This window comes from Streptomyces sp. NPDC101227, assembly GCF_044767545.1.
Lineage (GTDB): Bacteria > Actinomycetota > Actinomycetes > Streptomycetales > Streptomycetaceae > Streptomyces.
Genome location: NZ_JBIWOD010000018.1, coordinates 158,187 through 179,604, shown reverse-complemented (window position 1 = coordinate 179,604; position 21,418 = coordinate 158,187). Strand labels below are relative to the sequence as shown.

General features: G+C 72.2%; 17 protein-coding genes. 6 read left to right on the top strand and 11 right to left on the bottom strand.

Annotation, left to right across the window (positions count from 1 at the left end; translation table 11 throughout):
- Window positions 1–54: 54 nt before the first annotated feature.
- Window positions 55–1,491: an amidase gene (locus ACIRPT_RS32860; protein WP_403833804.1), complete on the bottom strand. Its 1,437-nt coding sequence runs from the start codon at window positions 1,489–1,491 to the stop codon at window positions 55–57.
- A 91-nt stretch (window positions 1,492–1,582) separates the two neighbouring features.
- On the opposite strand from ACIRPT_RS32860, the gene ACIRPT_RS32855 reads away from it, so the two are divergent.
- Entirely contained in the window at window positions 1,583–2,257 is a 675-nt protein-coding gene (locus ACIRPT_RS32855; protein WP_403833801.1) for a TetR/AcrR family transcriptional regulator, read from the top strand.
- 40 nt (window positions 2,258–2,297) lie between these two features.
- Here ACIRPT_RS32855 and ACIRPT_RS32850 read toward each other — a convergent pair whose 3' ends face one another.
- The 3 genes from ACIRPT_RS32850 to ACIRPT_RS32840 all read right to left on the bottom strand — a co-directional run bounded on the left by ACIRPT_RS32850 (window position 2,298) and on the right by ACIRPT_RS32840 (window position 5,883).
- On the bottom strand, window positions 2,298–2,747 hold the full coding sequence (locus ACIRPT_RS32850) for a nuclear transport factor 2 family protein (protein WP_403833798.1): 450 nt from the start codon (window positions 2,745–2,747) through the stop codon (window positions 2,298–2,300).
- 108 nt (window positions 2,748–2,855) lie between these two features.
- Entirely contained in the window at window positions 2,856–4,679 is a 1,824-nt protein-coding gene (locus ACIRPT_RS32845; RefSeq protein WP_403833796.1) for an Ig-like domain-containing protein, read from the bottom strand.
- Between the two features lie 124 nt (window positions 4,680–4,803).
- Window positions 4,804–5,883, bottom strand: a complete 1,080-nt coding sequence (locus tag ACIRPT_RS32840; protein ID WP_403833794.1) for a hypothetical protein — start codon at window positions 5,881–5,883, stop codon at window positions 4,804–4,806.
- 561 nt (window positions 5,884–6,444) lie between these two features.
- On the opposite strand from ACIRPT_RS32840, the gene ACIRPT_RS32835 reads away from it, so the two are divergent.
- Window positions 6,445–6,909, top strand: a complete 465-nt coding sequence (locus ACIRPT_RS32835) for a nuclear transport factor 2 family protein (RefSeq protein WP_403833792.1) — start codon at window positions 6,445–6,447, stop codon at window positions 6,907–6,909.
- A gap of 63 nt (window positions 6,910–6,972) precedes the next feature.
- Here the strand turns inward: ACIRPT_RS32835 and ACIRPT_RS32830 are convergent, their stop codons facing one another.
- The 6 genes from ACIRPT_RS32830 to ACIRPT_RS32805 all read right to left on the bottom strand — a co-directional run bounded on the left by ACIRPT_RS32830 (window position 6,973) and on the right by ACIRPT_RS32805 (window position 15,135).
- Complete coding sequence (locus ACIRPT_RS32830) at window positions 6,973–8,139, bottom strand: winged helix DNA-binding domain-containing protein (RefSeq protein WP_403833789.1); 1,167 nt, start codon at window positions 8,137–8,139, stop codon at window positions 6,973–6,975.
- Window positions 8,140–8,264: 125 nt separating this feature from the next.
- Complete coding sequence (locus tag ACIRPT_RS32825) at window positions 8,265–9,458, bottom strand: XdhC family protein (RefSeq protein ID WP_403833786.1); 1,194 nt, start codon at window positions 9,456–9,458, stop codon at window positions 8,265–8,267.
- Window positions 9,459–9,498: 40 nt separating this feature from the next.
- Window positions 9,499–10,986: an NCS2 family permease gene (locus tag ACIRPT_RS32820; protein WP_403833784.1), complete on the bottom strand. Its 1,488-nt coding sequence runs from the start codon at window positions 10,984–10,986 to the stop codon at window positions 9,499–9,501.
- A 263-nt stretch (window positions 10,987–11,249) separates the two neighbouring features.
- On the bottom strand, window positions 11,250–13,637 hold the full coding sequence (locus ACIRPT_RS32815; protein WP_403833781.1) for a xanthine dehydrogenase family protein molybdopterin-binding subunit: 2,388 nt from the start codon (window positions 13,635–13,637) through the stop codon (window positions 11,250–11,252).
- A gap of 5 nt (window positions 13,638–13,642) precedes the next feature.
- Window positions 13,643–14,242 carry a (2Fe-2S)-binding protein gene (locus ACIRPT_RS32810; protein WP_403833778.1) on the bottom strand — a complete coding sequence of 200 codons (600 nt, stop codon included), beginning with the start codon at window positions 14,240–14,242 and terminating at the stop codon, window positions 13,643–13,645.
- On the bottom strand, window positions 14,233–15,135 hold the full coding sequence (locus ACIRPT_RS32805) for an FAD binding domain-containing protein (RefSeq protein ID WP_403833775.1): 903 nt from the start codon (window positions 15,133–15,135) through the stop codon (window positions 14,233–14,235). Before ACIRPT_RS32805 ends, ACIRPT_RS32810 begins: the two co-directional genes overlap by 10 nt.
- Before the next feature lie 266 nt (window positions 15,136–15,401).
- Here ACIRPT_RS32805 and ACIRPT_RS32800 point away from each other — a divergent pair, with 266 nt between their 5' ends.
- From ACIRPT_RS32800 to ACIRPT_RS32790, 3 genes are all read left to right on the top strand, one after another.
- On the top strand, window positions 15,402–17,066 hold the full coding sequence (locus ACIRPT_RS32800) for a PucR family transcriptional regulator (protein WP_403833773.1): 1,665 nt from the start codon (window positions 15,402–15,404) through the stop codon (window positions 17,064–17,066).
- 497 nt (window positions 17,067–17,563) lie between these two features.
- On the top strand, window positions 17,564–18,331 hold the full coding sequence (locus tag ACIRPT_RS32795) for a hypothetical protein (RefSeq protein ID WP_403833770.1): 768 nt from the start codon (window positions 17,564–17,566) through the stop codon (window positions 18,329–18,331).
- A gap of 433 nt (window positions 18,332–18,764) precedes the next feature.
- Window positions 18,765–19,628, top strand: coding sequence for a hypothetical protein (locus ACIRPT_RS32790; protein WP_403833768.1), 864 nt, complete (start codon window positions 18,765–18,767; stop codon window positions 19,626–19,628).
- A 19-nt stretch (window positions 19,629–19,647) separates the two neighbouring features.
- Here ACIRPT_RS32790 and ACIRPT_RS32785 read toward each other — a convergent pair whose 3' ends face one another.
- On the bottom strand, window positions 19,648–20,376 hold the full coding sequence (locus ACIRPT_RS32785) for a GntR family transcriptional regulator (RefSeq protein ID WP_403833766.1): 729 nt from the start codon (window positions 20,374–20,376) through the stop codon (window positions 19,648–19,650).
- 130 nt (window positions 20,377–20,506) lie between these two features.
- Here ACIRPT_RS32785 and ACIRPT_RS32780 point away from each other — a divergent pair, with 130 nt between their 5' ends.
- Window positions 20,507–21,346: a (2Fe-2S)-binding protein gene (locus tag ACIRPT_RS32780; RefSeq protein WP_403833764.1), complete on the top strand. Its 840-nt coding sequence runs from the start codon at window positions 20,507–20,509 to the stop codon at window positions 21,344–21,346.
- The last annotated feature ends 72 nt before the right edge of the window (window positions 21,347–21,418 follow it).

Genomic DNA, 21,418 nt, shown 5'->3' with positions numbered 1-21,418 from the left:
GCGGCCACTCCCCCGCCGGGCCGCGTCAGGAAGCGGGCCGCGAACCGGCCGCCGTCACCTCCCGTCCCCGCCGACCCGGTGCGGACGCGGGTCGAGCGGGGCGAGTACGCCCAGACGCTCCTCGATCCGCTGCGCCGCGTCCAGGCACAGGTCCTCGCGGTACATGCCCGCCACGACCTGGACGCCCTGCGGCAGGCCGCCCGCGAGTCCGGTGGGCACGGCCACGGCGGGCACCCCCACATATGTCGTCGCGGTCAGCAGTCGCATCGGCGTCATCATCGCGTCGCGTTCCTCCGCGGTCTCCGGTATCAGGGGCTCCGGTACCGGCTGCGTGGACACCGGCCCGAGCAGCAGCGGGCAGCGCTCGAAGAAGCGGGCCCAGGCGCGCTGGACGCCCAGGCGTACGCCGGTCTGGCGGAGGTACTCCTCCAGACCGATGGCCGGGTGGCGTTGCATGTCCAGCTCGAGGTGACGGGCGCTGTCGTCGGTGAGCAGCCGCCTGAGCACGGGCCAGGCCAGCGAGAACTCGGCCCGCAGGAGCGCGCCGTAGCCGTCGAGGGCGTCCTGCAGCCGCGGCACCTCCACCTCCTCGACCGCATACCCGGCGTCCTCCAGGGCGGCGGCCGCCGCCTCGACCGCCGCGCGCACGTCCGGGTGGACGTCGCCCCGGCCGCCGGGGTCCGTCACCACGCCGACCCGCACCGGCGCGTCCGGCCGCGGCCCGTGGAGCGGCGCCGGGACCGCCCGCGGATCCTGCGGGTCCGGCCCCGCCAGTACCTCGTACGCCGCCCGCAGGTCCGCCACCGACCGGGCCAGCGGACCGTCCACGGGGAAGAGCTGGTGGCCCAGCACCGGATCCTGATCGCTCATCCGGTGGTCGGCCGGGAACCGCCCGTAGCTCGGCTTGAGCCCCGCGACGCCGTTGAACGTCGCCGGGTTGCGCACCGACCCGCCGGAGTCGTTGCCCAGGCCCAGTGGCGCCATGCCGGTGGCCACCGCGACCGCGTCGCCGCCGCTGGTGCCACCGGGAGTGCGCTGCGGGTCCCAGGGGTTGACGGTGTCCCCGAACAGCTGGCTGACCGTGTGCACTCCGGCGAGGGCCAGGTCGGGCATGTTGGTGCGGCCGATCGGAATCGCCCCGGCCGCACGCAGCCGCCGCACCGGCGGAGCGTCCGACGGCGCCACCCAGTCACGGAAGTACGGCACGCCGTGCGTGGTCGCCGAACCGGCGACGTGGATGTTCTCCTTCACCGTGAACGGCACCCCGGCCAACGGGCCCAGCCGCTCGCCGGCGGCCCGGCGCCGGTCGGTCTCCCGCGCCGCGTCCCGGGCCCCGTCCGCCAGCAGCCGGGTCACCGCGTTCACCCGCGGGTTCACCGCGGCGATCCGCTCCAGGTGTGCCTCCACGGACTCCGCCGCGGACACCTCCCCGCGAGCCACCAGCTTCGCGAGCTCCGACGCCTCCAGCGCCCACAGTTCGTTCATTTCCATCGGACCTTCCCTTCGCTCCGACAGAAAGATACATACCTGTATCCGAATACAGGACTGAATATTTTGCGGGAGGGCGCCGTAGGATGCCGCCGTGACACCCGAACGCAAGCGCCTGACCCGCGAAGAGAGCCGACAGCAGACCCGCGGCCGCCTACTGGCCGCCGCCGCCGAGCTGTTCACCGAACGCGGCGTCAACGGCGCCTCCGTCGAGCAGATCGCCGAGCGCGCCGGCTACACCCGCGGCGCCTTCTACGGAAACTTCGAGGACAAGAACGCCCTCGTCGCCGAGCTGCTCCAGCAGCGCACCCGCCGCGAGCTGGAGGAGGTCCGCACCCTCACCCAGGACGCCGCCTCCTTCGACGACGCCGTCGGCAAGCTCCGGGACTGGAACCACGAACGCGCCCGGCACCTGCCCGAATGGCTCGCCCTGCGCATGGAACTCGTCCTGTACGCGCTGCGGAACGAGGAGCTGCGCCCGCTGCTCGCCGAACGCGAACTCCTCGCCCGCGACGCCCACGCCGCCGGCCTGGAGCAGGCGTTCGCCGCACGCGGCGTGGGATCGCCCGGGGACCCCGCGTTCCTCGCCCTGATCGTCCACGCCCTGGAGGACGGCCTGCTCATCCAGCGCCTCCTGACCCCCGCCGGCATCCCGGACGACGTCGTCGTCGACGCCTTCGACCTGCTTCTGCGCTCCTGGACCGCGCTCGCACAGCGGCCACCCGGAGAGGGCGACGGCCAGGGCCTCCCACCGTCACCGCCGTCCTAGTGCCGGCAGCGGGGTCGGACTCAATCGGCCGGCGCCGGACTCAGCCGGCCGGCGTCGGCACGGCGCAGGCTTCGGCGATCGCTCCGGTGTCCCAGTAGAAGGGGCGGATTTCGGCGATCCGGCCGTCCCTGACCGTGATCGTCTGCAGGACCGGGAAGGTGAGTTCACGGCCGGTCGCACGGGCGCGGGCGCGGACCTGGGTGAGTATCACCGCGGTCTCACCGGTGGCGAGAAACTCCTGCTCCACCATGTCGAACGATTCCCACGCCGCACTCATCGCGAGGAAGAACCGGGTCATGCCGGCGTGCCCACGCCAGGTGCCGCCGTAGGGAAGGGAGTCGGCCTGATGCAGCACGACATCGGGCGCGAAGTACGGGGCAAGCACGTCGAAGGAAGCCTCGCCGGGGCCGCCGGCGGCCAGGTACTCCGCCTCGGCCGCGTACATGCCGGTGAGGACGGTGATCGAGTCTGGGGTGGAGGAAAGGGTCATGCCGCCAGTGTGATCAACGAGGTGGGATCACGCTGGCGGCAAACGGACGTCGATTGCGGAGCGGTCAGCGCTTTCGCGACGGGCCCGCGTCCGGCGCTGCACGGCACGTCATCGGCATTGTCCGAACCGCGGCCCGTCCACGGTGTTGCCGCTCTGGTGCAACGTCGGCTCATTGCCGTTGCAGCGCAGCGGGCCGGTGACGTGGTTGGCGGCGAACGCGGGGACGGCGTCCTCGGGGAACGGGCCGCTGCCGCTGTTGTCGGTGATCGCGACCGGTCCGGTGATCGTGTTGGCCGAGGCTTCGAGACCTCCGGTGTTGGCGTCCAGGGTCAGCGAGCCCTTGATCCTGTTGCCCGCGCAGGCCGTCGTGCCGTCGCGATCGGAGCCGATCAGCACATAGCCGCTGCTTCCCTTGACGGTGACGGACGCGGCGAGTGCCGACCGGCAGACGGTGACGGCGAGCGCGCCGTCGGCGGAGAGGGGACCGGTGATCTCGGCATCCGTGAGCGCAAGGGCTCCGCCGCGTTGCACCCTGACCGGCCCGTTCTGCTTTCCGCCGGACGCGATGCAGAGCGACTCGTCGGCGGCCACCGTCAGGGCGCCGTCGCGCGCCGTCGTGAGGCACGGTTTGCTGAATCCGACGGTGACGTCGGCGGGCCCTGCCGTGGCGCTCGGCGTGAAACTCGGGTCTCCGCCGTAGCGAGCGGTGATCTCATGGGACCCGGGCTGGAGTCCGCCGGTGCGGAACCGGGCCTGACCGTCATGGAGCGGCACGGTCGCCAGCGGCGTCTTCCCGTCCGAGAACGTCACCGTTCCGCCCGGGGTGCCCGCGGCCGGGTTCCCCGCGGCAACGGTGGCGGTGACGGTGACGGGGTGCCCGAACAGCGGGGTGGCGGTGTCCGGAGTGAGCGAGACCGACGTCCCGTACCGGAAGGAGACGACCGCCTTGCCGTCGCCGTGGTGGATGCCCGGGCGGAGGGAGACATCGGTCGCCGTCGGCGTCGCGAAGCCGCTTCCCCCGCCGCCGCCCGCTCCGTAGAGATTGCCGGGATTCCCGCCGCCGGAGCCGCCCGCGCCGCCGAAGTAGCCTCCCCCGCCGCCTCCCCCGCCGTTGCCTCCGCGGCCGCCGTTGCCGCCGGCGCCGCCGCTGCCCGGGTTGGGCAGGCCGGTGTTGGGGTCGATGTCGCCGCCGGCCACTCCGGGGCCGCCGAGGACGGAGTTGGGGCTGCCGGTCCCGGGCGCGGTCTGGGTGCCACCGCCGCCGGCGACGCCGGATCCCTCGGGGCCGCCGCCCTCGCCGCCGTCCTCTCCGCTGAGGCCGCCGCCGTTTCCGCCGTGCAGCAGGGGCCCGCCGTTGCCCGCCCCTCCGCCGCCGCCGGCCACCAGGACGCGATCCGAGGGGCCGAAGGCGTCGACCCGCACGTCGGTGGCGCCGCCTCCGGAGCCGCCGCCGCCGTGCGCACCGCTGCCCCCGGCCCCGTGGCCGGAGCCGCCGGGCCGGGCGAACTCGCCGTGCCGGGACGTGCCGGGGATGCCTGCGCCTCCCACGGTGATCTGGAGCCGCTGCCCCGCGCTGACGGGCAGGGTCGCGCGGGTCTCGCCGCCGAGCCCGCCGGACGCTCCCGCGTTCGGAGGGTTGGGAGCGACGTACCCGGCCGCGCCGCCGCCCTCGGCGCCGAACAGGTCGACGCTTACCGCGGTCACCCCGTCCGGAACGGTGAAGGTGTCGGTGCCCACCGCGCTGTAGGTGCAGGTGGGCGGCGATACGGCCAGGACACCGCCCGTGCCGCAGTTCGCGGCGCCGTTCGCCGGTTCGGCGGTCGCGGGGAGGGGGACCAGTACGGCGGCCAGCAGGCAGGTCGCGCCGGCCCACATCATCTTGGGTCTGAAGATGCTCGCATGGGGTCTGCGGATGCTCGAACGGGGCTTCACACGAAGGTTCATGGGAAGGGGCACTGCCTCTCCGGGCCCGCCTGAGGCCCGAGATGGGACGTGGTGACCGCAGGCGGGCCGTGCTGGGCGCCGGGCCCGCCTGCGGAGGGGTGCTGACGCCGTCTCAGATTCCGTCGTCGGCGCACAGCGCCCAGACGTCGGAGTACGTATTCGGCGAGCTCGCTCCGCCGGTGTGGGTGAAGGCCGTCCAGTACGCCGCCGTGGTGGCCCCGTCGCCGACCGGGTTGCCGCCGGCGTCGCTCGGGAAGCTCCCGTTGAGGTGATCGCCGCCCGAGCCCGGCCCCGTGAAGTCGGTGGCCGTCACGCCGCCCCCGCTGATGGCGGCGCCGCCGCTGACCAGGCTCCCGTCCCCGACGCCGCAGCCGACCGTCGCGGTCTGCCCCGCGGTCGCCGCGGTCGGGCCGCTCACCTCGCTGTGGCGGACCTTCACCGTGGTGCCGCTGACGTTGATGTTGTTTCCGCTGCAGATCGCGTACGCGTAGGTCGTGTTGTTGCTGTTGCCTCCGCCGCCGTTCCATCCGACGGCCGCCCAGGAGTCGGGGTTGGTCTCTCCGTCGGCCGCGGCCTTCTGACCGAAGTCGTGCGCGGCGTTGTTGAACGTGGGGAAGCTCGCGATCGGCTTGAGGCTGCCGACACTGGCCGGGGTGTTGCGGGCACCGCCACCGAGCAGGCGCGTATTGGCCGGGCAGGTCGCCACGACGAGGCCCACCGTCCCGCTGGTGGTGGGCCCGGCGATCTTGTTCATGACCACCTGGGTGTGGTTGATCAGATTGCTGCTGAAACACACCGCGTACGGCGTGGTGGAGAAATCGGCGTCCACCGCGCCCCCGCTTCCGCCGATGCCGAGCCAGTGCGTGACATCGGTGCCGACGACCCCGGTGGACCCGGTGTATTCGGTGCTGCCGTCGGGACTGGGTGCGGTGCCGTTCACATGGTTGCCATTGGACGCCGTGCCGGTGCCGATGGCCTGGTTGATCCCGCCACCGGATATGAGCCCGCCGCCGCAGTCCGCATGGGTGGAGATCTCGGCGAAGGTGCCCACGGGCCCGAGGGTGGCCCCGGGAGTCTTCACCGTCACGCTCACGGTGTTGGCGTACGCGATTCCTGGTGCCGCCACGGCCAGTAGGGCGCCTATGACCAGCGCCTTCCCTGTGGCGAGACCCCGCAGAGTCCTCTTTTTCATCGCTTTCTCCCTCTCGGAACATCAACGCGGTGGACGTGGCACGGCAGCGCTGTACGGAAGCGGCAAGGTGGGGGGGAGAAGCACTCAGGGGCCCGACACGGTCCGCCGGGAAGGCGCCGAGGGCGGTGTACGGGTGCTTCCTGCCTGCTGCGACGGCTCCGCGTCGGGCACCGGGGTCGCCGGTGTCGCGGGGGCGCGGTTACCTCGGCATCACCGGGGCCGGCTGCCCTGCGGAGGTATGCCGTCTTTCGGCGTATGGGCGAAATGGCGGACGGTGATGCCGCCGCCCGGCGGCGTGGAACCAGAATGGCGATCGGCCGAATCTCGACCCTTGCGGTCGCGCATGCGGACTATAGCAACCTCTTAGGCCCACATCTACAGGTTGTTCTCCCGACTTTGCCTCGCATACGAGAGTTGACGAACCTTCGACACCGGGCCGCGACGGGCGGGGCCGGTGCCCGCGCTTACCTGGGAAGTAATCGCCGCCGACGGCCGGCACCGTAAAGATGGGCGGTCTCTCCGCGTCAGAGCGATGCGGGTTCCGGACCGAGGGGATCAGCCATGCCCACGCCCACGACCGCCACCACACCCACGAGCACCCGCGCGGTGGTGGAGGAACTGCTGCGCCGGATCGGCGAGGGTGATCCCGGAAGGATCGCGGAGCTGTATGCCGAGCGGGGCGACTGGAAGCTGGACTGGCCGGAGGCCGAGCACGGCCGTCCGGCCACCCCGTGGATCCGCCACCGGCACACCCGCGCCGACGCCGCCGCGCACTATCGCGAGCTTGCCGAGCACCACGTGCCGGGGCTCGCGGCCACCGAGATCGAGCGGATCCTCGTCGACGGCGACGATGCGGTCGTGCTCGGCGAGATCCGGCAGACGGCCCGGTCCACCGGGCGCGCCTATCGCGCGCGGTTCGCCCTGCACCTCACGATCGAGCACGGCCTTGTGACCAGGCATCATGTCTACGAGGACAGCCTCGCCGTCGCCCAGGCCTTCGAGGCGGGGCCGCGGGTGGACCGCTAGCGTCGAACGCCGTCGGACGACCGCCGTCGAGAGCCGGGCTTCGCGGCGCGGTGTCCCTCCCTTTCAGATACGTCCGGCGACCTGGCCGTAGCGGAGGTCGTACGTGGCTTCCGGCGCCGTCATCCGCAGCACTCCGCTCGCCTCCTCCTCGACCGCGGCGCGCTCGGCGCGGGTGAGGGGGGCGAACGGCTCGATCGTCAACTCCGCGGATTCGCCTGCCAGTTGTATGTTCCACAGGCCGCGGATGGTGCCGTCGAGGAGCAGGACGCGGTAGGCGATGTTGCGGTCCCAGGTGCGGCCCTGGTGTTCGGGGGCGAGGATCCGGGTGCGGTCGGCGTGGGAGAGGGCGATGTTGTCGAACTCGGGGAGGAAGCGGACGGGCGCCTCGGTGTCGGGGTCGGGGCGGGGCGCGTCGGGCAGGTCGAAGAGTTCGGCGCCGTTCTCGTCGCGGAAGGTGCGCAGGCGGGGGCGCAGCGGTTCGACGACCTCGCGGAGGCGGGTCAGCCCGCACCAGGTCTGCATGTCCTTCACGGAGGCCGGGCCGAACGCCGCCAGGTAGCGCAGGAGAACGCCGGGGAGGGCTTCCTGCGGGTCGGGGTCCGGCACGCGGTCCGAGTCCGGCGCCGGTCCCCTGGTGGCGGCGCCTTCCCTCAGCCAGGCCTCCAGCGTGGTGTGTGCGACCTGTCCGCTGCGGCCCCACAGGCCGCGCGGGGTGACCTGGGCCAGCGGCAGCAGCTGACGGGCCGCCATCGACAGCGCCCGGCTCTCGCGTTCCGGCCACTCCTCCTGGAGCCGCGCCCCCAGCTCCTTGAACGTCAGCGGCCGCTCCTCGACGAGCGCGCGGGCCACCTCGGCGAGCCGGTCCAGATCGACGCCGGCCAGCTGTTTGCCGAAGCTGCCGCGCAGGGTGCGGTCGTGCACCGCGCGGGTGAGCGGCCGCAGCAGCCGGGCATCGCGGGCGCTGAGCAGGTGGATGGTGGAGCGCATCGCGGAGATCCGTACGGCCCGGCGGGTCCCGAGGAGGTCGGACAGCTCCTGCGGACGGAAGCCGGCGAGGCGGGCGGCGAGCGCGTAATAGGGCGGGCGCGGTGCCTGGGCCTGCAGGCCGAGCAGCCGCTCCACGGCCTCCATCGCGGTCAACTCGGCACGCTCCAGGAGCAGTTGACGAGCCAGGGTGGCGCGGCCGAGGGCGCGGGTGGCGAGGAGGGGAGCGGCGGTTCGCGTGGTCATGAGGGGAGGGTAGGGGCCATTGCGGTCGGTCAGCGTCCGCAATGGCCCCGGCGGCCGCGGCGTCCCGGAGCCGCCACACGGGGCCGGCGGTGTCAGGGCCGCCGGTCCCGTGAGTCCCGTGGCCCTCAGGCCACCGACCCGATCCGCCCCACCGGCCGGGCCGTGTCGTGGTGGATGGGCGTGTGGGCGCCGGTCAGCGGGGTGCCGGTGCCGCCGCGGCGGTTGGCGACGATTTCGGCGGCGATGGAGAGGGCGGTCTCCTCGGGGGTGCGGGCGCCGAGGTCGAGGCCGATGGGCGAGCGCAGCCGGTTGAGTTCGATTTCGGTCAGGCCGACGTCGCGCAGGCGCTGCTGGCGGTCGAGGTGGGTGCGGCGCGAGCCCATGGCGCCGACGTAGGCGACGGGGAGCTTGAGCGCCCGCTCCAGCAGGGGGACGTCGAACTTGGCGTCGTGGGTCAGCACGCACAGGACCGTGCGGGAGTCGAGCTCCTGGGAGTCGAGGTAGCGGTGCGGCCAGTCGACGACGATCTCGTCGGCGTCCGGGAAGCGGGTCCTGGTGGCGAAGACCGGCCGGGCGTCGCAGACGGTGACGTGGTAGTTGAGGAATTTGCCGACCCGGACGAGCGCGGAGGCGAAGTCGATGGCGCCGAAGACGATCATGCGGGGGGCGGGGACGGAGGATTCGACGAGAAGGACGACCGGCCGGCCGCACTGCGAGCCGTCGGCTCCGATCTCCATGGTCGCGGTGCGCCCCGCGTCCAGCAGGGCACGGGTCTGCTCGACGGCCGTACGGTCGAGGGCCGGGTGACCGCCCAGCGTGCCGGTGTGGCTGCCGTCGGGGCGGACGAGCAGGGCGCGGCCGACGAGTTCGGCCGGGCCTTCGATGATCCGCGCGACCGCCGCCGCCTCCCCACGGGCGGCGGCGGCCAGCGCGGCGGCGAGCGTCTCGGCAGTGCTGTCCACCGGGGCGCCGGGGGATCCACTGTCGGCGGCGGATCCACGGCCGCTCGCACGTACCGGGGTGATGAGGATGTCGATGATGCCGCCGCAGGTCAGGCCCACGGCGAAGGCATCCTCATCGCTGTAGCCGAAGCGCTCGAGGACCGGTATCCCGGTCTCCAGCGCCTCCTGGCACAGCTCGTAGACGGCGCCCTCCACGCATCCGCCGGAGACCGACCCGATCGCCGTGCCGTCGGTGTCGACGGCGAGGGCGGCGCCTGGCTGGCGGGGTGCGCTCCCGTTGGTGGCCACGACGGTGGCCACCGCGAAATCGCGTCCCTGCTCGACCCACCGGTGCAGCTCTTCGGCGATGTCCAGCATGTCGGTCTCCTAACGGATTACGGATGAAGGAAGGGGCGGATCAGTGGTGCACGCCCAGCCACTGCTCGATCGGGCTGAGCGCGAAGTAGGCCAGGAACACCACGGAGAGGACCCACATCAGCCAGCCGGGCTCCCGCCACTTGCCCTGTACGGCCTTGATCGCGACGTAGGCGATGCAACCGGCCGCGATGCCCGCGGTGATGGAGTAGGTGAAGGGCATCAGGACGGTGGTCAGGAACACCGGGATGGAGGTCGCCGGGTCGTCCCAGTTGATGTGCTTGGCGTTGGTCAGCATCATCGAGCCGATCACCACCAGGGCGGCGGCCGCGACCTGGGTCGGGATGACCTGTGCCAGCGGGGTGAAGAAGAGGCACAGGGCGAAGCCGAGGCCGGTGATGACGCTGGCGAAGCCGGTGCGTGCGCCGTCGCCGACGCCCGCGGTGGACTCGACGAACACGGTCTGGCCGGAGGCTCCGGCGAGGCCGCCGACGATGCCGCCGGCACCGTCGATGGCCAGGGCCTTGTTCAGGCCCGGCATCTTGCCGTCCTTGTCGGCGAGGCCTGCCTGCTGGCCGATGCCGATGATGGTGCCCATGGCGTCGAAGAAGCCGGCCAGGACGAGCGTGAAGACGATGACGCCGATGGTGATGCCACCGACGTCGCCCAGACCGCTGAAGGAAACATGGCCCAGCAGGCCGAAGTCGGGGGAGGAGACGGGGGAGCCGGAAAGCACCGGGGCGTTGATGCCGCCCCAGTCCTTGGGAGTCAGACCGGCCAGCTGATGGACTATCGCGGCGACGATCGTGCCGCCGACGATGCCGATGAGGATGGCGCCGGGAACCTTGCGGATCTGGAGCAGGAAGATCAGCAGGACCGTGAAGGCGAAGCAGGCGACGGGCCAGCCGGTGAGCATGTCGGTGGTGCCGAGCTGGATCGGCTTGGAGCCGGCAATGCCGCCCGGACCGGGCATCGAGGTGACGAAGCCCGCCTGGACCAGGCCGATGAGGCAGACGAACAGACCGATGCCCATGGTGATCGCGTGCTTGAGGGGCAACGGGATGGCGTTCATGATCAGTTCACGAAGGCCGGTGACGACCAGGAGAACGATCACGGCACCATAGATGATGCACATCGCCCAGGCGTTGTCCCAGGTCATCGTGGGAGCGACCTGGAAGGCCATCACCGCGGAAACGCTCAGACCCGCAGCCAGCGCGAGAGGGACGTTGCCGAGGAAGCCCATGGCGATGGTGGTGACGGCGGCGGCCAGGGCCGTCGCGGTGGTCACCTGGCCGGCGTCGAGGTGGGCCTTGGTGATGTCCTGGGCGCTGGTGAGGATCACCGGGTTCAGGAGGACGATGTACACCATCGCCATGAAGGTGGTGACGCCGCCACGCACCTCCCGGCCAACGGTCGATCCTCGGTCGGAAATGTGGAAGTACCGGTCGAGCCACGAGCGGCCGGCGGGCTGAAGCGAGCCGGTGCCCGCGTCTTCCGCCACCGTCTTCGGCTCAGTGGACTGCTGGGTCATGGTGCCTGAACTCCCAAGGTTCAAAGGGGCCCTCGCATCGACTGCGAGATTTGGGACGAAACTTCGGCTGCACGACCCGGGGGACGGCCCGAGACGAACGCTTTGGGTACTGGCCCCGGCGGGGAGGCCGGGGCAGCGACTGCGTGGTGCGGGGGTGGAGCAGGTGGAGCGGGATCCGGGCGGTACGCGGAGGAGGACGGACAGGGACACCCCTTGATCGCGTACCGCCCGGAACCGGTTGTCCGGGGTCGCCCCCGGACGGCTCAGGTGCCGGTGAGGTGCTCGGGGCGTACCGGCGTCTTGTTGAGCTCCAGCCCGGTCGCGTTCCGGATCGCCGCGAGGACGGCCGGAGTGGACGACAGGGTCGGGGCCTCGCCGATGCCGCGCAGCCCGTACGGGGCGTGCTCGTCGGCGAGTTCGAGCACATCGACCGGGATGGTCGGGGTGTCGAGGATCGTGGGGATGAGGTAGTCCGTGAAGGAGGGGTTGCGCACCTTCGCGGTCTTGGGGTCGACGATGATCTCTTCCATCACCGCCACGCCCAGGCCCTGGGTGGTGCCACCCTGGATCTGGCCGACGACGGAGAGCGGGTTGAGCGCCTTGCCGACGTCCTGGGCGACGGCCAGCTCGATGACCTTGACCAGGCCGAGCTCGGTGTCGACCTCCACGACCGCGCGGTGCGCGGCGAAGGAGTACTGGACGTGACCGTTGCCCTGGCCGGTGACCAGGTCGAACGCCTCGGTGGGCCGGTGCCGGAACTCCAGCTCCAGGTCGACCGCTTCGTCCTCGAGGACGTCCTCCAGGTTCGCGAGGACCTCGCCGCCGTCGGTGACGACCTTGCCGCCCTCGAGCAGCAGCTCGGCGGTGGCCCACGCGGGGTGGTACGTGCCGAACTTGCGACGGCCGATCTCCAGGACCTTCTCGCGGACGTTCTCGCAGGTGTTCTTCACCGCGCCGCCGGTCATGTAGGTCTGCCGGGAGGCGGAGGTGGAGCCGGCCGAGCCGACCTGGGTGTCGGCCGGGTGGATGGTGACCTGCTCGACGCCCAGCTCGGTGCGGGCGATCTGGGCGTGCACGGTGATGCCGCCCTGGCCGACCTCCGCCATCGCGGTGTGGACGGTCGCGACCGCCTCGCCGCCGACGACCTCCATCCGCACCCGGGCGGTGGAGTAGTCGTCGAAGCCCTCGGAGAAGCCGACGTTCTTGATGCCGACGGCGTAGCCGATTCCGCGGACCACGCCCTCACCGTGGGTGGTGTTGGACAGACCGCCGGGCAGCGCGCGGACGTCCGCGCCCTCGCCGGCCGCCAGCCACTGCTGCTCCGGAGGAAGCGGCATCGCCTTGATGCGTCGCAGGATCTCGGCGACCGGGGCCGGGGAGTCGACCGGCTGGCCGGTCGGCATGAGCGTGCCCTGTTCCATGGCGTTGAGCTGCCGGAACTCGACCGGGTCCATGCCCAGCTTCTTGGCGAGCTTGTCCATCTGCGCCTCGTAGGCGAAGCACGCCTGGACCGCGCCGAAGCCGCGCATCGCGCCGCAGGGCGGGTTGTTGGAGTAGAGCGCGATGGCCTCGATGTCGACGTCGTCGATGACGTACGGGCCGACCGCGAGCGAGGAGGCGTTGCCGACGACCGCCGGGGAGGCCGACGCGTAGGCGCCGCCGTCCAGGACGATCTTGCACTTCATGTGCGTGAGCTTGCCGTCCTTGGTCGCCCCGTGCTCGTAGTAGAGCTTCGCCGGGTGGCGGTGGACGTGCCCGAAGAAGGACTCGAACCGGTTGTAGACGATCTTGACGGGCTTGCCGGTGCGCAGCGCGAGCAGGCACGCGTGGATCTGCATCGAGATGTCCTCGCGGCCGCCGAAGGCACCGCCGACGCCGGAGAGCGTCATGCGCACCTTCTCCTCGGGCAGGCCGAGGACGGGCGCGATCTGCTTGAGGTCCGAGTGCAGCCACTGGGTGGCGACGTAGAGGTCGACGCCGCCGTCCTCGCCGGGCACGGCGAGGCCGGACTCCGGGCCGAGGAAGGCCTGGTCCTGCATGCCGAAGGTGTACTCGCCCTTGATGATGACATCGGCGCGCTTGGCGGCCTCGTCGGCGTTGCCGCGGATGATCGGCTGGCGGTGCACGATGTTCGGGTGCGGGACGTGACCGATGTGGTGGTCGTCGCGGCCCTCGTGGACCAGGATCGCGTCGGGTGCCGTGGCCGATGCCTCGTCGGTGACGACCGGCAGCTCGACGTACTCGATCTTGATCTTGGCGGCCGCGCGGCGGGCGGTCTCCGGGTGGTCGGCGGCGACCAGCGCGACCGGCTCACCGTGGTGACGTACCTTGCCGTGCGCGAGAACCGGCGTGTCCTGGATCTCCAGGCCGTAGTTCTTCACGTCGGTGGGCAGGTCGTCGTAGGTCAGTACGGAGTAGACACCGGAGGTCGCGAGCGCCTCGGAGATGTCGATCGACTTGATCTCGGCGTGGGCGACGGTGGAGCGGAGCGTGAAGCCCCACAGCATGTCCTCGTGCCACATGTCCGAGGAGTAGGCGAACTCGCCGGTCACCTTGAGGGTCCCGTCGGGGCGGAGCGTGGAGGCCCCGATCCCGGCGTCGGTCTTGCCGCCCTGGGTGAGGTTGGTGGGTGTACGGGTGGCACCAGCCATGGCGATCAGGCCCCCTGTCCGGCGGTCTGGTTCTCGCCGCGGGCGGCCGCCAGCCGGACCGCGTCGAGGATCTTCTCGTAGCCCGTGCAGCGGCACAGGTTGCCCGACAGCGCCTCACGGATGTCGGCGTCCGACGGGGAGTCGTTGCGCTCCAGCAGCTCGTCCGCGGCGACCAGCAGGCCCGGGGTGCAGAACCCGCACTGGACCGCGCCGGCGTCGATGAACGCCTGCTGGATGGGCGAGAGTTCGGTGTTCTCGCCGGTCTGCGAGTCGGCGGGCTTGGACTCCCACCGCTTGGCCTGGTCGAGGCTGGTGCCGCAGGCACCGCTCGCACAGCCGCCGTGCTCGGCGCGCTGCTTGGCGAAGTCCGCCAGTCCCTCGACGGTCACGACCTCGCGGCCCTCGACCTGGCCGGCGGCCACGAGGCAGGAACACACCGGAATGCCGTCCAGTCGGACCGTGCAGGAACCGCATTCGCCCTGCTCACAGGCGTTCTTGGAACCCGGCAGGCCCATCCGCTCGCGGAGGACGTACAGCAGGCTCTCGCCTTCCCAGACATCGTCGGCCTCCTGCTGACGGCCGTTGACGGTGAATGTCACGCGCACTGTGCGCCTCCTTCTGTGCCATGGGGGTTGCCGCGGTAGGACTCCCAGGTCCAGCCGAGGGTGCGGCGCGCCATGATTCCGACGGCGTGGCGCCGGTACTTGGCGCTACCGCGCACATCGTCGATGGGGTTGCAGGCGCCGGAGGCGAGCTGCGCGAACTGCTTGGCGATCGACGGCGGGATCGGGGCGCCCGACTCCCAGAAGCCGCCCTCTTCCAGGGCCGAGGCGAGGAAGATCTCGGCGTCCTTGGCGCGGACCGGGGTGGGCGCGGCCGAGCCGATGCCGGTGCGGACCGTACGGGTCTCGGGGTGCAGCGCGATACCGAACGCGCAGACCGCGATGACCATGGCGTTACGGGTGCCGACCTTGGAGAACTGCTGCGGGCCGTCGGCCTTGGGCAGATGCACCGAGCGGATCAGCTCGTCGGGCTGCAGAGCGTTGCGCTTGACGCCGAGGTAGAACTCGTCGATCGGGATCATGCGGGCGCCGCGTGCGGCGGACTCGACCTCGACCTCGCAGCCGGAGGCGAGCAGCGCGGGGTGCGCGTCGCCGGCCGGGGAGGCGCAGCCCAGGTTGCCGCCGACGCCGCCGCGGTTGCGGATCTGCGGGGAGGCGACGGTGTGCGACGCAAGTGCCAGGCCCGGGAGTTCGCCCCGCAGGTTTTCCATGATCCTGGTGTAGGAGACGGAGGCGCCCAGCCGTACGGTCTTCTCTCCGACCTCCCACTCGCTCAGGTCACCGATGCGGTTCAGGTCGAGCAGGTACTCGGGGCGGCGGTGGTCGAAGTTGATCTCGACCATCACGTCCGTGCCGCCCGCGATGGGCACAGCGGTGGGGTGCTCGGCCTTCGCGGCGAGCGCCTCCTCCCAGCTGGCGGGGCGAAGGAAGTCCATGGGTGGCCTCTTCTACGAAATATTCGGGTCGTCCGCTGCTCATGGTGAGGACCTCGGGCCCTGGTCGCCATGGAGCTTGTTCACGTCTTGTTAACGGGTTGGAGCAAGTGAACGCGCCCTGGGGCCACCCGGTGCAGTCACCGAAACCATGAAGCGGTTGGCTGGCCAAGCCCACTGTCTTGTAGATTCGAACGAAAGACGAGGCTCTGAAACCTCGCGGCATTCCACCGGCCACACAAGACAGCGAAAGAACGGCGGGCGAGGTCATGCGGCTCCGCGCACTCCTGGAAACCGACACTCTGGGCCTAAGGCTGCTCGGAGGCGAGGACGAGCTGGACCGAACGGTACGCGGTGTGATGACCACCGACCTCCGCGACCCCAGCCGGTACCTCTCCGGCGGCGAACTGGTCCTCACCGGCCTCGCCTGGCGCCGCGAGGCGGAGGACTCCGAACGGTTCGTACGGATCCTGGCCTCGGCCGGCGTCGCCGGTCTCGCGGCGGGCGAGGCGGAGCTCGGGGCCGTGCCCGACGATCTCGTCGAGGCCTGCCGGCGGCACCGGCTGCCGCTGTTCTCCGTGGTCGAGGACGTGTCGTTCGCGTCCATCACCGAGTACGTCGTACGCCAGGTCTCCAGCGAGCGGGCCGGCGACCTGGCCGCCGTGGTGGACCGCCACCGGCGCCTGATGACGTCCGGGCCCACGGGCGGCGGTCCGGAGGTCGTCCTGGACCTGCTGGGGTCGGATCTGGACCTGCGGGCCTGGGTCCTGTCCCCCACCGGCCGGCAGATCGCCGGATCCACGCTGGCGGACTCCGGCCCCGAGCTGCCCGCCGAACTCGGCGCCCGGCTCGCCGGCGAGCATCTGGCCGCCTCCCGCACCGGCCGCCGCGGCCCGCACCGCATCGCCCTCGGCGGCGCGACGTATTCCCTCTTCCCGATCCGTCATGACGGCCGTGACCTGCGCGAAACGCTGCTCTCCGACTGGCTGCTGGCCGTCGAGGCGGACGCCGGCGACTGGCCCGAGGAACGCCTCGACCTGCTCAACGGCGTCACCCAGCTGATCGCCGTGGAACGCGACCGGCGCGATGCCGCGCGCACGGTGCGCCGGCGCCTCGCCCAGGAGGTGCTGGAGCTCGTCCAGACCGGCGCCCCGCCCGCCGAGATCGCGGCCCGGCTGCGGGTGGCGGCCCCGGTGCTGCTGCCGGGGCTGGGCAGCGCCCCGCACTGGCAGATCGTGGTGGCCCGGGTCGAGTGGGAGTCCGGCGAGGTCCCCGGCGGCCAGGTGGCGCAGACGCTGCTGGAGGAGGTGCTGATCGATCCCGGCACGTTCGGGCCCGAACCGTCGGACCGGATCGCGGTGGCGCACACCGGCGACGAGGCGGTGGCGCTGGTACCGCTGCCCGCCACGCCGGACGAGTCCGGGGACGTCACGGCCACCGGGCTGCACGCCGATGACCTGCTCGCCGTCGTCCAGGAGCCGCTCGGGCGGGGCCTGGACAACGACGGCCGGCTCACCGTCGGCGTCAGCGCCTCGGTGCACTCCGCCGAGGGGCTGCGCGGCGCTCTGGAGGAGGCCCGGCACGCCCGCCGGGTCGCCGCCGCCCGCCCCGGCCGGGTCTGCGCCGCCGGGCACGAGGAGCTGGCCTCGCACGTCCTGCTGCTGCCGTTCGTCCCCGACGACGTCCGGCGCGCCTTCACCGCCCGCCTTCTGGACCCGCTGCGTGACTACGACCGCCGGCACCGCGCCGAGCTGATCCCCACCCTCGAGGCGTTCCTGGACTGCGACGGCTCCTGGACCCGCTGCGCCACCCGCCTGCATCTGCATGTGAACACGCTCCGCTACCGGGTGGGCCGGATCGAGCAGCTCACCGGCCGCGATCTGTCCCGGCTGGAGGACAAGCTCGACTTCTTCCTCGCGCTGCGGATGAGCTGACCCGGCCGAGCCGGTAATCCTGCGGATCCCGTCGCCCAGCGGCGGGATCCGCGCATTTTCCGGCGCCCCGGCTCCGTGGACCGCTCTTCGGGTGAACGCACCACGGTACGCCGTTCGAGGTACCCCGATCGGGCGGCGTGACGTCAACGGCGCTTGCCCGCACGGCGGCCGCGCCACGCGCAGCGCGGCCGATCAGGGCCGGGACACCGGGCCCGACCGCCCTCCCGGCGATTGTGAAATCATTCACCCACCCCCTTGGCCCCGCGACGGAATTCGTGCTGAGATTCGCCCACGGCACCAGCTTCCAGCTCAATGGCGCGCTCGGGGAGGGCAATGTGGCGGATACCGCCATGTCAGGATCCGCGGAATCCGCGGATTCCGTTAAGTCCGCGGAATCGGCTCCGAAATCCACATCAGCACCGGCATCCACCTCGGTATCGGAATCGTCTTCGGTACCGGTATCGGAATATTCACCGGCAACACTCCCGGCGCCCCTGGTGCCGGCCGCGAGATCGGGCGCGGACGACGATCCCCTGGAGCGCGCCGTGTGGCGGCTGCGCTCCCGCGGCTGCTGGGACGACGCGGCCGCGCTGCTGGAGCCGCACGCCGCCCGGCACGCCCCCGCCGCGCTGCGCCGCGCCGCGCTCCTCGTCGAGCGGTGCATGTTCACCGCCACCGGGTGGGCCGCGGCCGAGGACGCGCTGCGCGGCGCCGAGGCGCTGGCGGGCGACGACGACGAGCGGGGCGGCGCGGCCTGCGAGCGCGGCCATCTCGCGTACGCGGCAACGGTGCTGGGCGTCCGCGACCGGGCCGACGAGGCGCGTTCGGCGCTGGGCCGGGCCGCCGCGCTGCTCGCCCCCGCAGCGGCGGGCCGGCCGCTGCTGGACTTCCGGCGCGGGCTGATGGCCGAGCATGTCGCCGACAGCCCGGACTCGGCGCGCGCCGCCTACCGCCGCGCGCACGCGGGCGCCGCCGCCCAGGGCGACACCCTGCTGCTGTCCTTCACCTGGCGCCATCTGGCCGGCCTCGCCCTGCGTGACGGCGAGTTGACCGAGGCCCGGCACGGCTTCGCCGAGTCGCTGCGGATCCGGGAGGAGCTGGGCTTCCTGGTCGGTACGGCTCCCGCGCTGGCGGCGCTGGCCGACGCGGCACCGGCGGAGGACGCGCCCCGGCTGCGCGCCGAGGCCGCCCGGCTGTTCCGCCTCATGGGCGGGGTGCCGACGTGGCTCGCCGATCACCTCACACCCGACCCGGCCGCGACGTAGGCGGGGCACAAGGGCGGCAGCGGCCTCGCAGGGCCGTAGCGGGCCGTACAGGGCGACGTAGGACGCAAAGCATCGGGACGCAGGGCATCAGGACGTAGGGCGTCCTACGCCAGGTACGGGGCCGACGGGCCGGTCGTACGGACCGGGCCCGTCGGTCGCACATCTCGGGCCCGCCCGCCCCGTCAACCCCCGGTCGTCGGCCATGCGGGCCGGCGAACCGATTGGCCGGAAGTGTGCGCCTACCGCGGTGGATCGGCCGGGGTGCGGTGGCTGTTCCCCTGTGCGAGGCTCGGACACGGGTGCGCGCCCCCGCCCCACGGGCCCCGAGAATGGCCGCAAGTCGCAGTGCAAGGCGACGGCCGGGCCTGAATGCTGTTCCGGGACCCGCTCCCTTTGGGGGCGCCCTTTCAGGAGGTCCACAGTGGCAGCAGGAGTGTCCAATACCACCGCGTCAACCGACTGGGGCAAGGCGGATTTCGAGGCGATCTACAACTGCCCGGATCCGCGCAGGTACTTCACCACTCTGCAACCGTTCGAGTACCAGATACCGCACCACGGCCAGGCGGTTTTCCGCGCCGTGGCCGAAGTCCTCCAACGGCGCCGCAGCGACCGACCGCCGCTGAACGTCGTCGACCTGTGCTGCTCGTACGGGGTCAATGCCGCGCTGCTCAACCACCGGCTGTCGCTCACCGACCTCTACCGCCGCTACGCCGGCCACGGCCATGGCGGCCCCGCGACGCCCCGGCTCGCCCAGGAGGACCGGAAGTTCTTCGCCACCCGGCGCCGCCCCGAAGCGGCCCGGGTGATCGGCCTCGACTCGGCGGAACACGCGGTCGACTACGCCCAGTCGGTCGGTCTGCTCGACCGGGGCTTCTCCGAGAACCTGGAACTCGACGACCCGAGTCCGCAATTGCGCGCGGCACTCGCCGGCACCGACCTGATCACCGTCACCGGCGGCGTCGGCTACATCTCCGAGCGCACCTTCGGCCGGCTCCTCGACTGCGTGTCCGCGCCACCGTGGATCGCTGCGTTCGTGCTCCGTACGGTGTCCTACGACCCGGTCTCCGCGCTGCTGACCCGCGCCGGGCTGGTGACCGAGAAGCTGACCACGCGGACGTTCCGGCAGCGCCGGTTCACAGACGGCGAGGAGCGGCGGGCGACGTTCGCCGCACTGGCCGCGCGCGGGCTGTCCACCGTCGGCAAGGAGGCCGACGGCTTCTACCACGCCGAGCTGTATCTCTCCCGGCCCGCCGCCGATGCCGCGGCGCTGCCACTGACGGAGCTGCTGCCCGGCTGAGCCCGCGGGGCCGGCCCGCTCAGTGCGGGTGCCGGGCCGCCGACAGATGCTCGCGGGCGATGCGCTCGGCGACCCCGTGCTCCTGGGCGATCAGCGCGTCCAGCAGCGCCGTGTGCTCGGAGGCGTCCGCGAGCAGTTCGGCGGTACGCAGCCGGGAGCCGCCGGCCGGCCACTGCGTGCCGCGCAGCAGATCGTCGCTGACCTGGGTCAGCCGGCGGTTTCCGGTGAGCGAGATCAGCGCGTGGTGGAAGGCGCGGTCCGCCTCGGCGTAGCCGACCCGGTCGCCGTGCGCGGCGGCGCTCACCCCCGCGTCGGCGAGCGGACGCAGCTCCTCCCAGCGCTCCGGCGGCAGCGCCCTGGCCAGCCGGATGATCGCGGGGACCTCCAGCATGGCGCGCACCTCGGCCAGCTCGGCCAGGTCGCGGGAGCTGTGTTCGCAGACCCGGAAGCCGCGGTTGGGCACGACCTCGACGGCGCCCTCGCCCGCGAGCTGCTGCATGGCCTCGCGCACCGGGGTCGCCGAGACGCCGTAGCGCTCGGCGAGGGCAGGCGCGGAGTAGACCTCGCCCGGTGCCAGCTCCCCGCCGACCAGCGCCTCGCGCAGCGCGGCCAGCACCTGGCCGCGTACGGAGTGCCGCTGCGGCCGGGCCAGCTGCCGGGGCACGATCGGCTGCGGCACGGCGGAACCGGCGTGCGCGGGCGTACGCGTGAGTGCGCGCGGCTCCTGTTCCGCTGTGCCCTGCTCCATTGGGGTTCCTCCTGACCGTTCCCAGCACCATAGGCGCCCACAGCGCCGGTTCACACCTCAGCGGGCCCGGGTAGAGTCTTCGATAAGGTAAGGCTTACCTGCTAACGATCGCGATTCGGTGGTCTCCCGCATGACCTCTGCCCCCGCCGCCCCGCCGCTCACGCAGCCCATGGCCGCCGCGTACGCCCGGCTCTCCGAGGTGTTCCCCGGCCTGCGGGTGACCGAGTGGGAGGCGGCACCACCGAGCGGCGACGGCTGGGTGCCCACGGCCGGTCTCGCGGCCGGCGCTGAGACCCTCGACACGTTTCTCGCCTGGGACGACGCGCAGATCCTCCGGGACTACGGACAGCGCGCCCGTCCCGACGTCATCGCCGGCTTCGCGCTGCACCGCTACGCCTGGCCCGCCTGTCTGCTGATCACCCTCCCCTGGTTCCTGCTCCGCCGGGTGCCGCGGCTGCCCCTGGCGGACGTGGCCTTCCAGCGGGAGCTGGGCCGGATGGCGGTGCGGGTCCGCTCGTTCGCGTGCCTTCCGGACGACCCGGCGGCGGCGCTGCCCGGCGCCCGGGTCGTGCCGGACGAGGAGGCGCTGCGGGCCGAGGTGCGGGCGGCGGTGGCCGAGCATCTCGAGCCCGTGCTGGGCGGTTTCCGGAGCCGGATGCGGCGCGGCCCGCGAGCACTGTGGGGCATGGCGTCCGACGAGATCGTCGAGGGCCTGTGGTACCTCGGGCATCTGCTGGGCGAGGAGTCGCGCGCGGTCGCCGAGCTGGAGCGGCTGCTGCCGGGGGCCACCGCCCCGTACGTCGGCGGCGCGGCATTCCGCACGCTCACCGGGCCGAACGGCGAGGCGCTGCCCACCCGCGACCGCGCCAGCTGCTGCATGTTCTACACACTGCGTCCCGAGGACACCTGCGTCACCTGTCCCCGCACCTGCGACGCGGATCGCATCACCCGCCTCACCGCAACCACCTGACCCACACACCACCCGTTCGGGTCACCAGAATCGAACTCAACTCTCAGCATTCTTAAGGGAGTTCGAGGACCA

Bases quoted from the DNA above. Each gene is read 5' to 3' on its own strand.
- ACIRPT_RS32840 (WP_403833794.1), bottom strand. From the start codon at position 5,883: ATGAAAAAGAGGACTCTGCGGGGTCTCGCCACAGGGAAGGCGCTGGTC.
- ACIRPT_RS32785 (WP_403833766.1), bottom strand. From the start codon at position 20,376: ATGGAGCAGGGCACAGCGGAACAGGAGCCGCGCGCACTCACGCGTACG.
- ACIRPT_RS32780 (WP_403833764.1), top strand. From the start codon at position 20,507: ATGACCTCTGCCCCCGCCGCCCCGCCGCTCACGCAGCCCATGGCCGCC.
- ACIRPT_RS32820 (WP_403833784.1), bottom strand. From the start codon at position 10,986: ATGACCCAGCAGTCCACTGAGCCGAAGACGGTGGCGGAAGACGCGGGC.
- ACIRPT_RS32835 (WP_403833792.1), top strand. From the start codon at position 6,445: ATGCCCACGCCCACGACCGCCACCACACCCACGAGCACCCGCGCGGTG.
- ACIRPT_RS32830 (WP_403833789.1), bottom strand. From the start codon at position 8,139: ATGACCACGCGAACCGCCGCTCCCCTCCTCGCCACCCGCGCCCTCGGC.
- ACIRPT_RS32850 (WP_403833798.1), bottom strand. From the start codon at position 2,747: ATGACCCTTTCCTCCACCCCAGACTCGATCACCGTCCTCACCGGCATG.
- ACIRPT_RS32815 (WP_403833781.1), bottom strand. From the start codon at position 13,637: ATGGCTGGTGCCACCCGTACACCCACCAACCTCACCCAGGGCGGCAAG.
- ACIRPT_RS32825 (WP_403833786.1), bottom strand. From the start codon at position 9,458: ATGCTGGACATCGCCGAAGAGCTGCACCGGTGGGTCGAGCAGGGACGC.
- ACIRPT_RS32805 (WP_403833775.1), bottom strand. From the start codon at position 15,135: ATGGACTTCCTTCGCCCCGCCAGCTGGGAGGAGGCGCTCGCCGCGAAG.
- ACIRPT_RS32860 (WP_403833804.1), bottom strand. From the start codon at position 1,491: ATGGAAATGAACGAACTGTGGGCGCTGGAGGCGTCGGAGCTCGCGAAG.
- ACIRPT_RS32800 (WP_403833773.1), top strand. From the start codon at position 15,402: ATGCGGCTCCGCGCACTCCTGGAAACCGACACTCTGGGCCTAAGGCTG.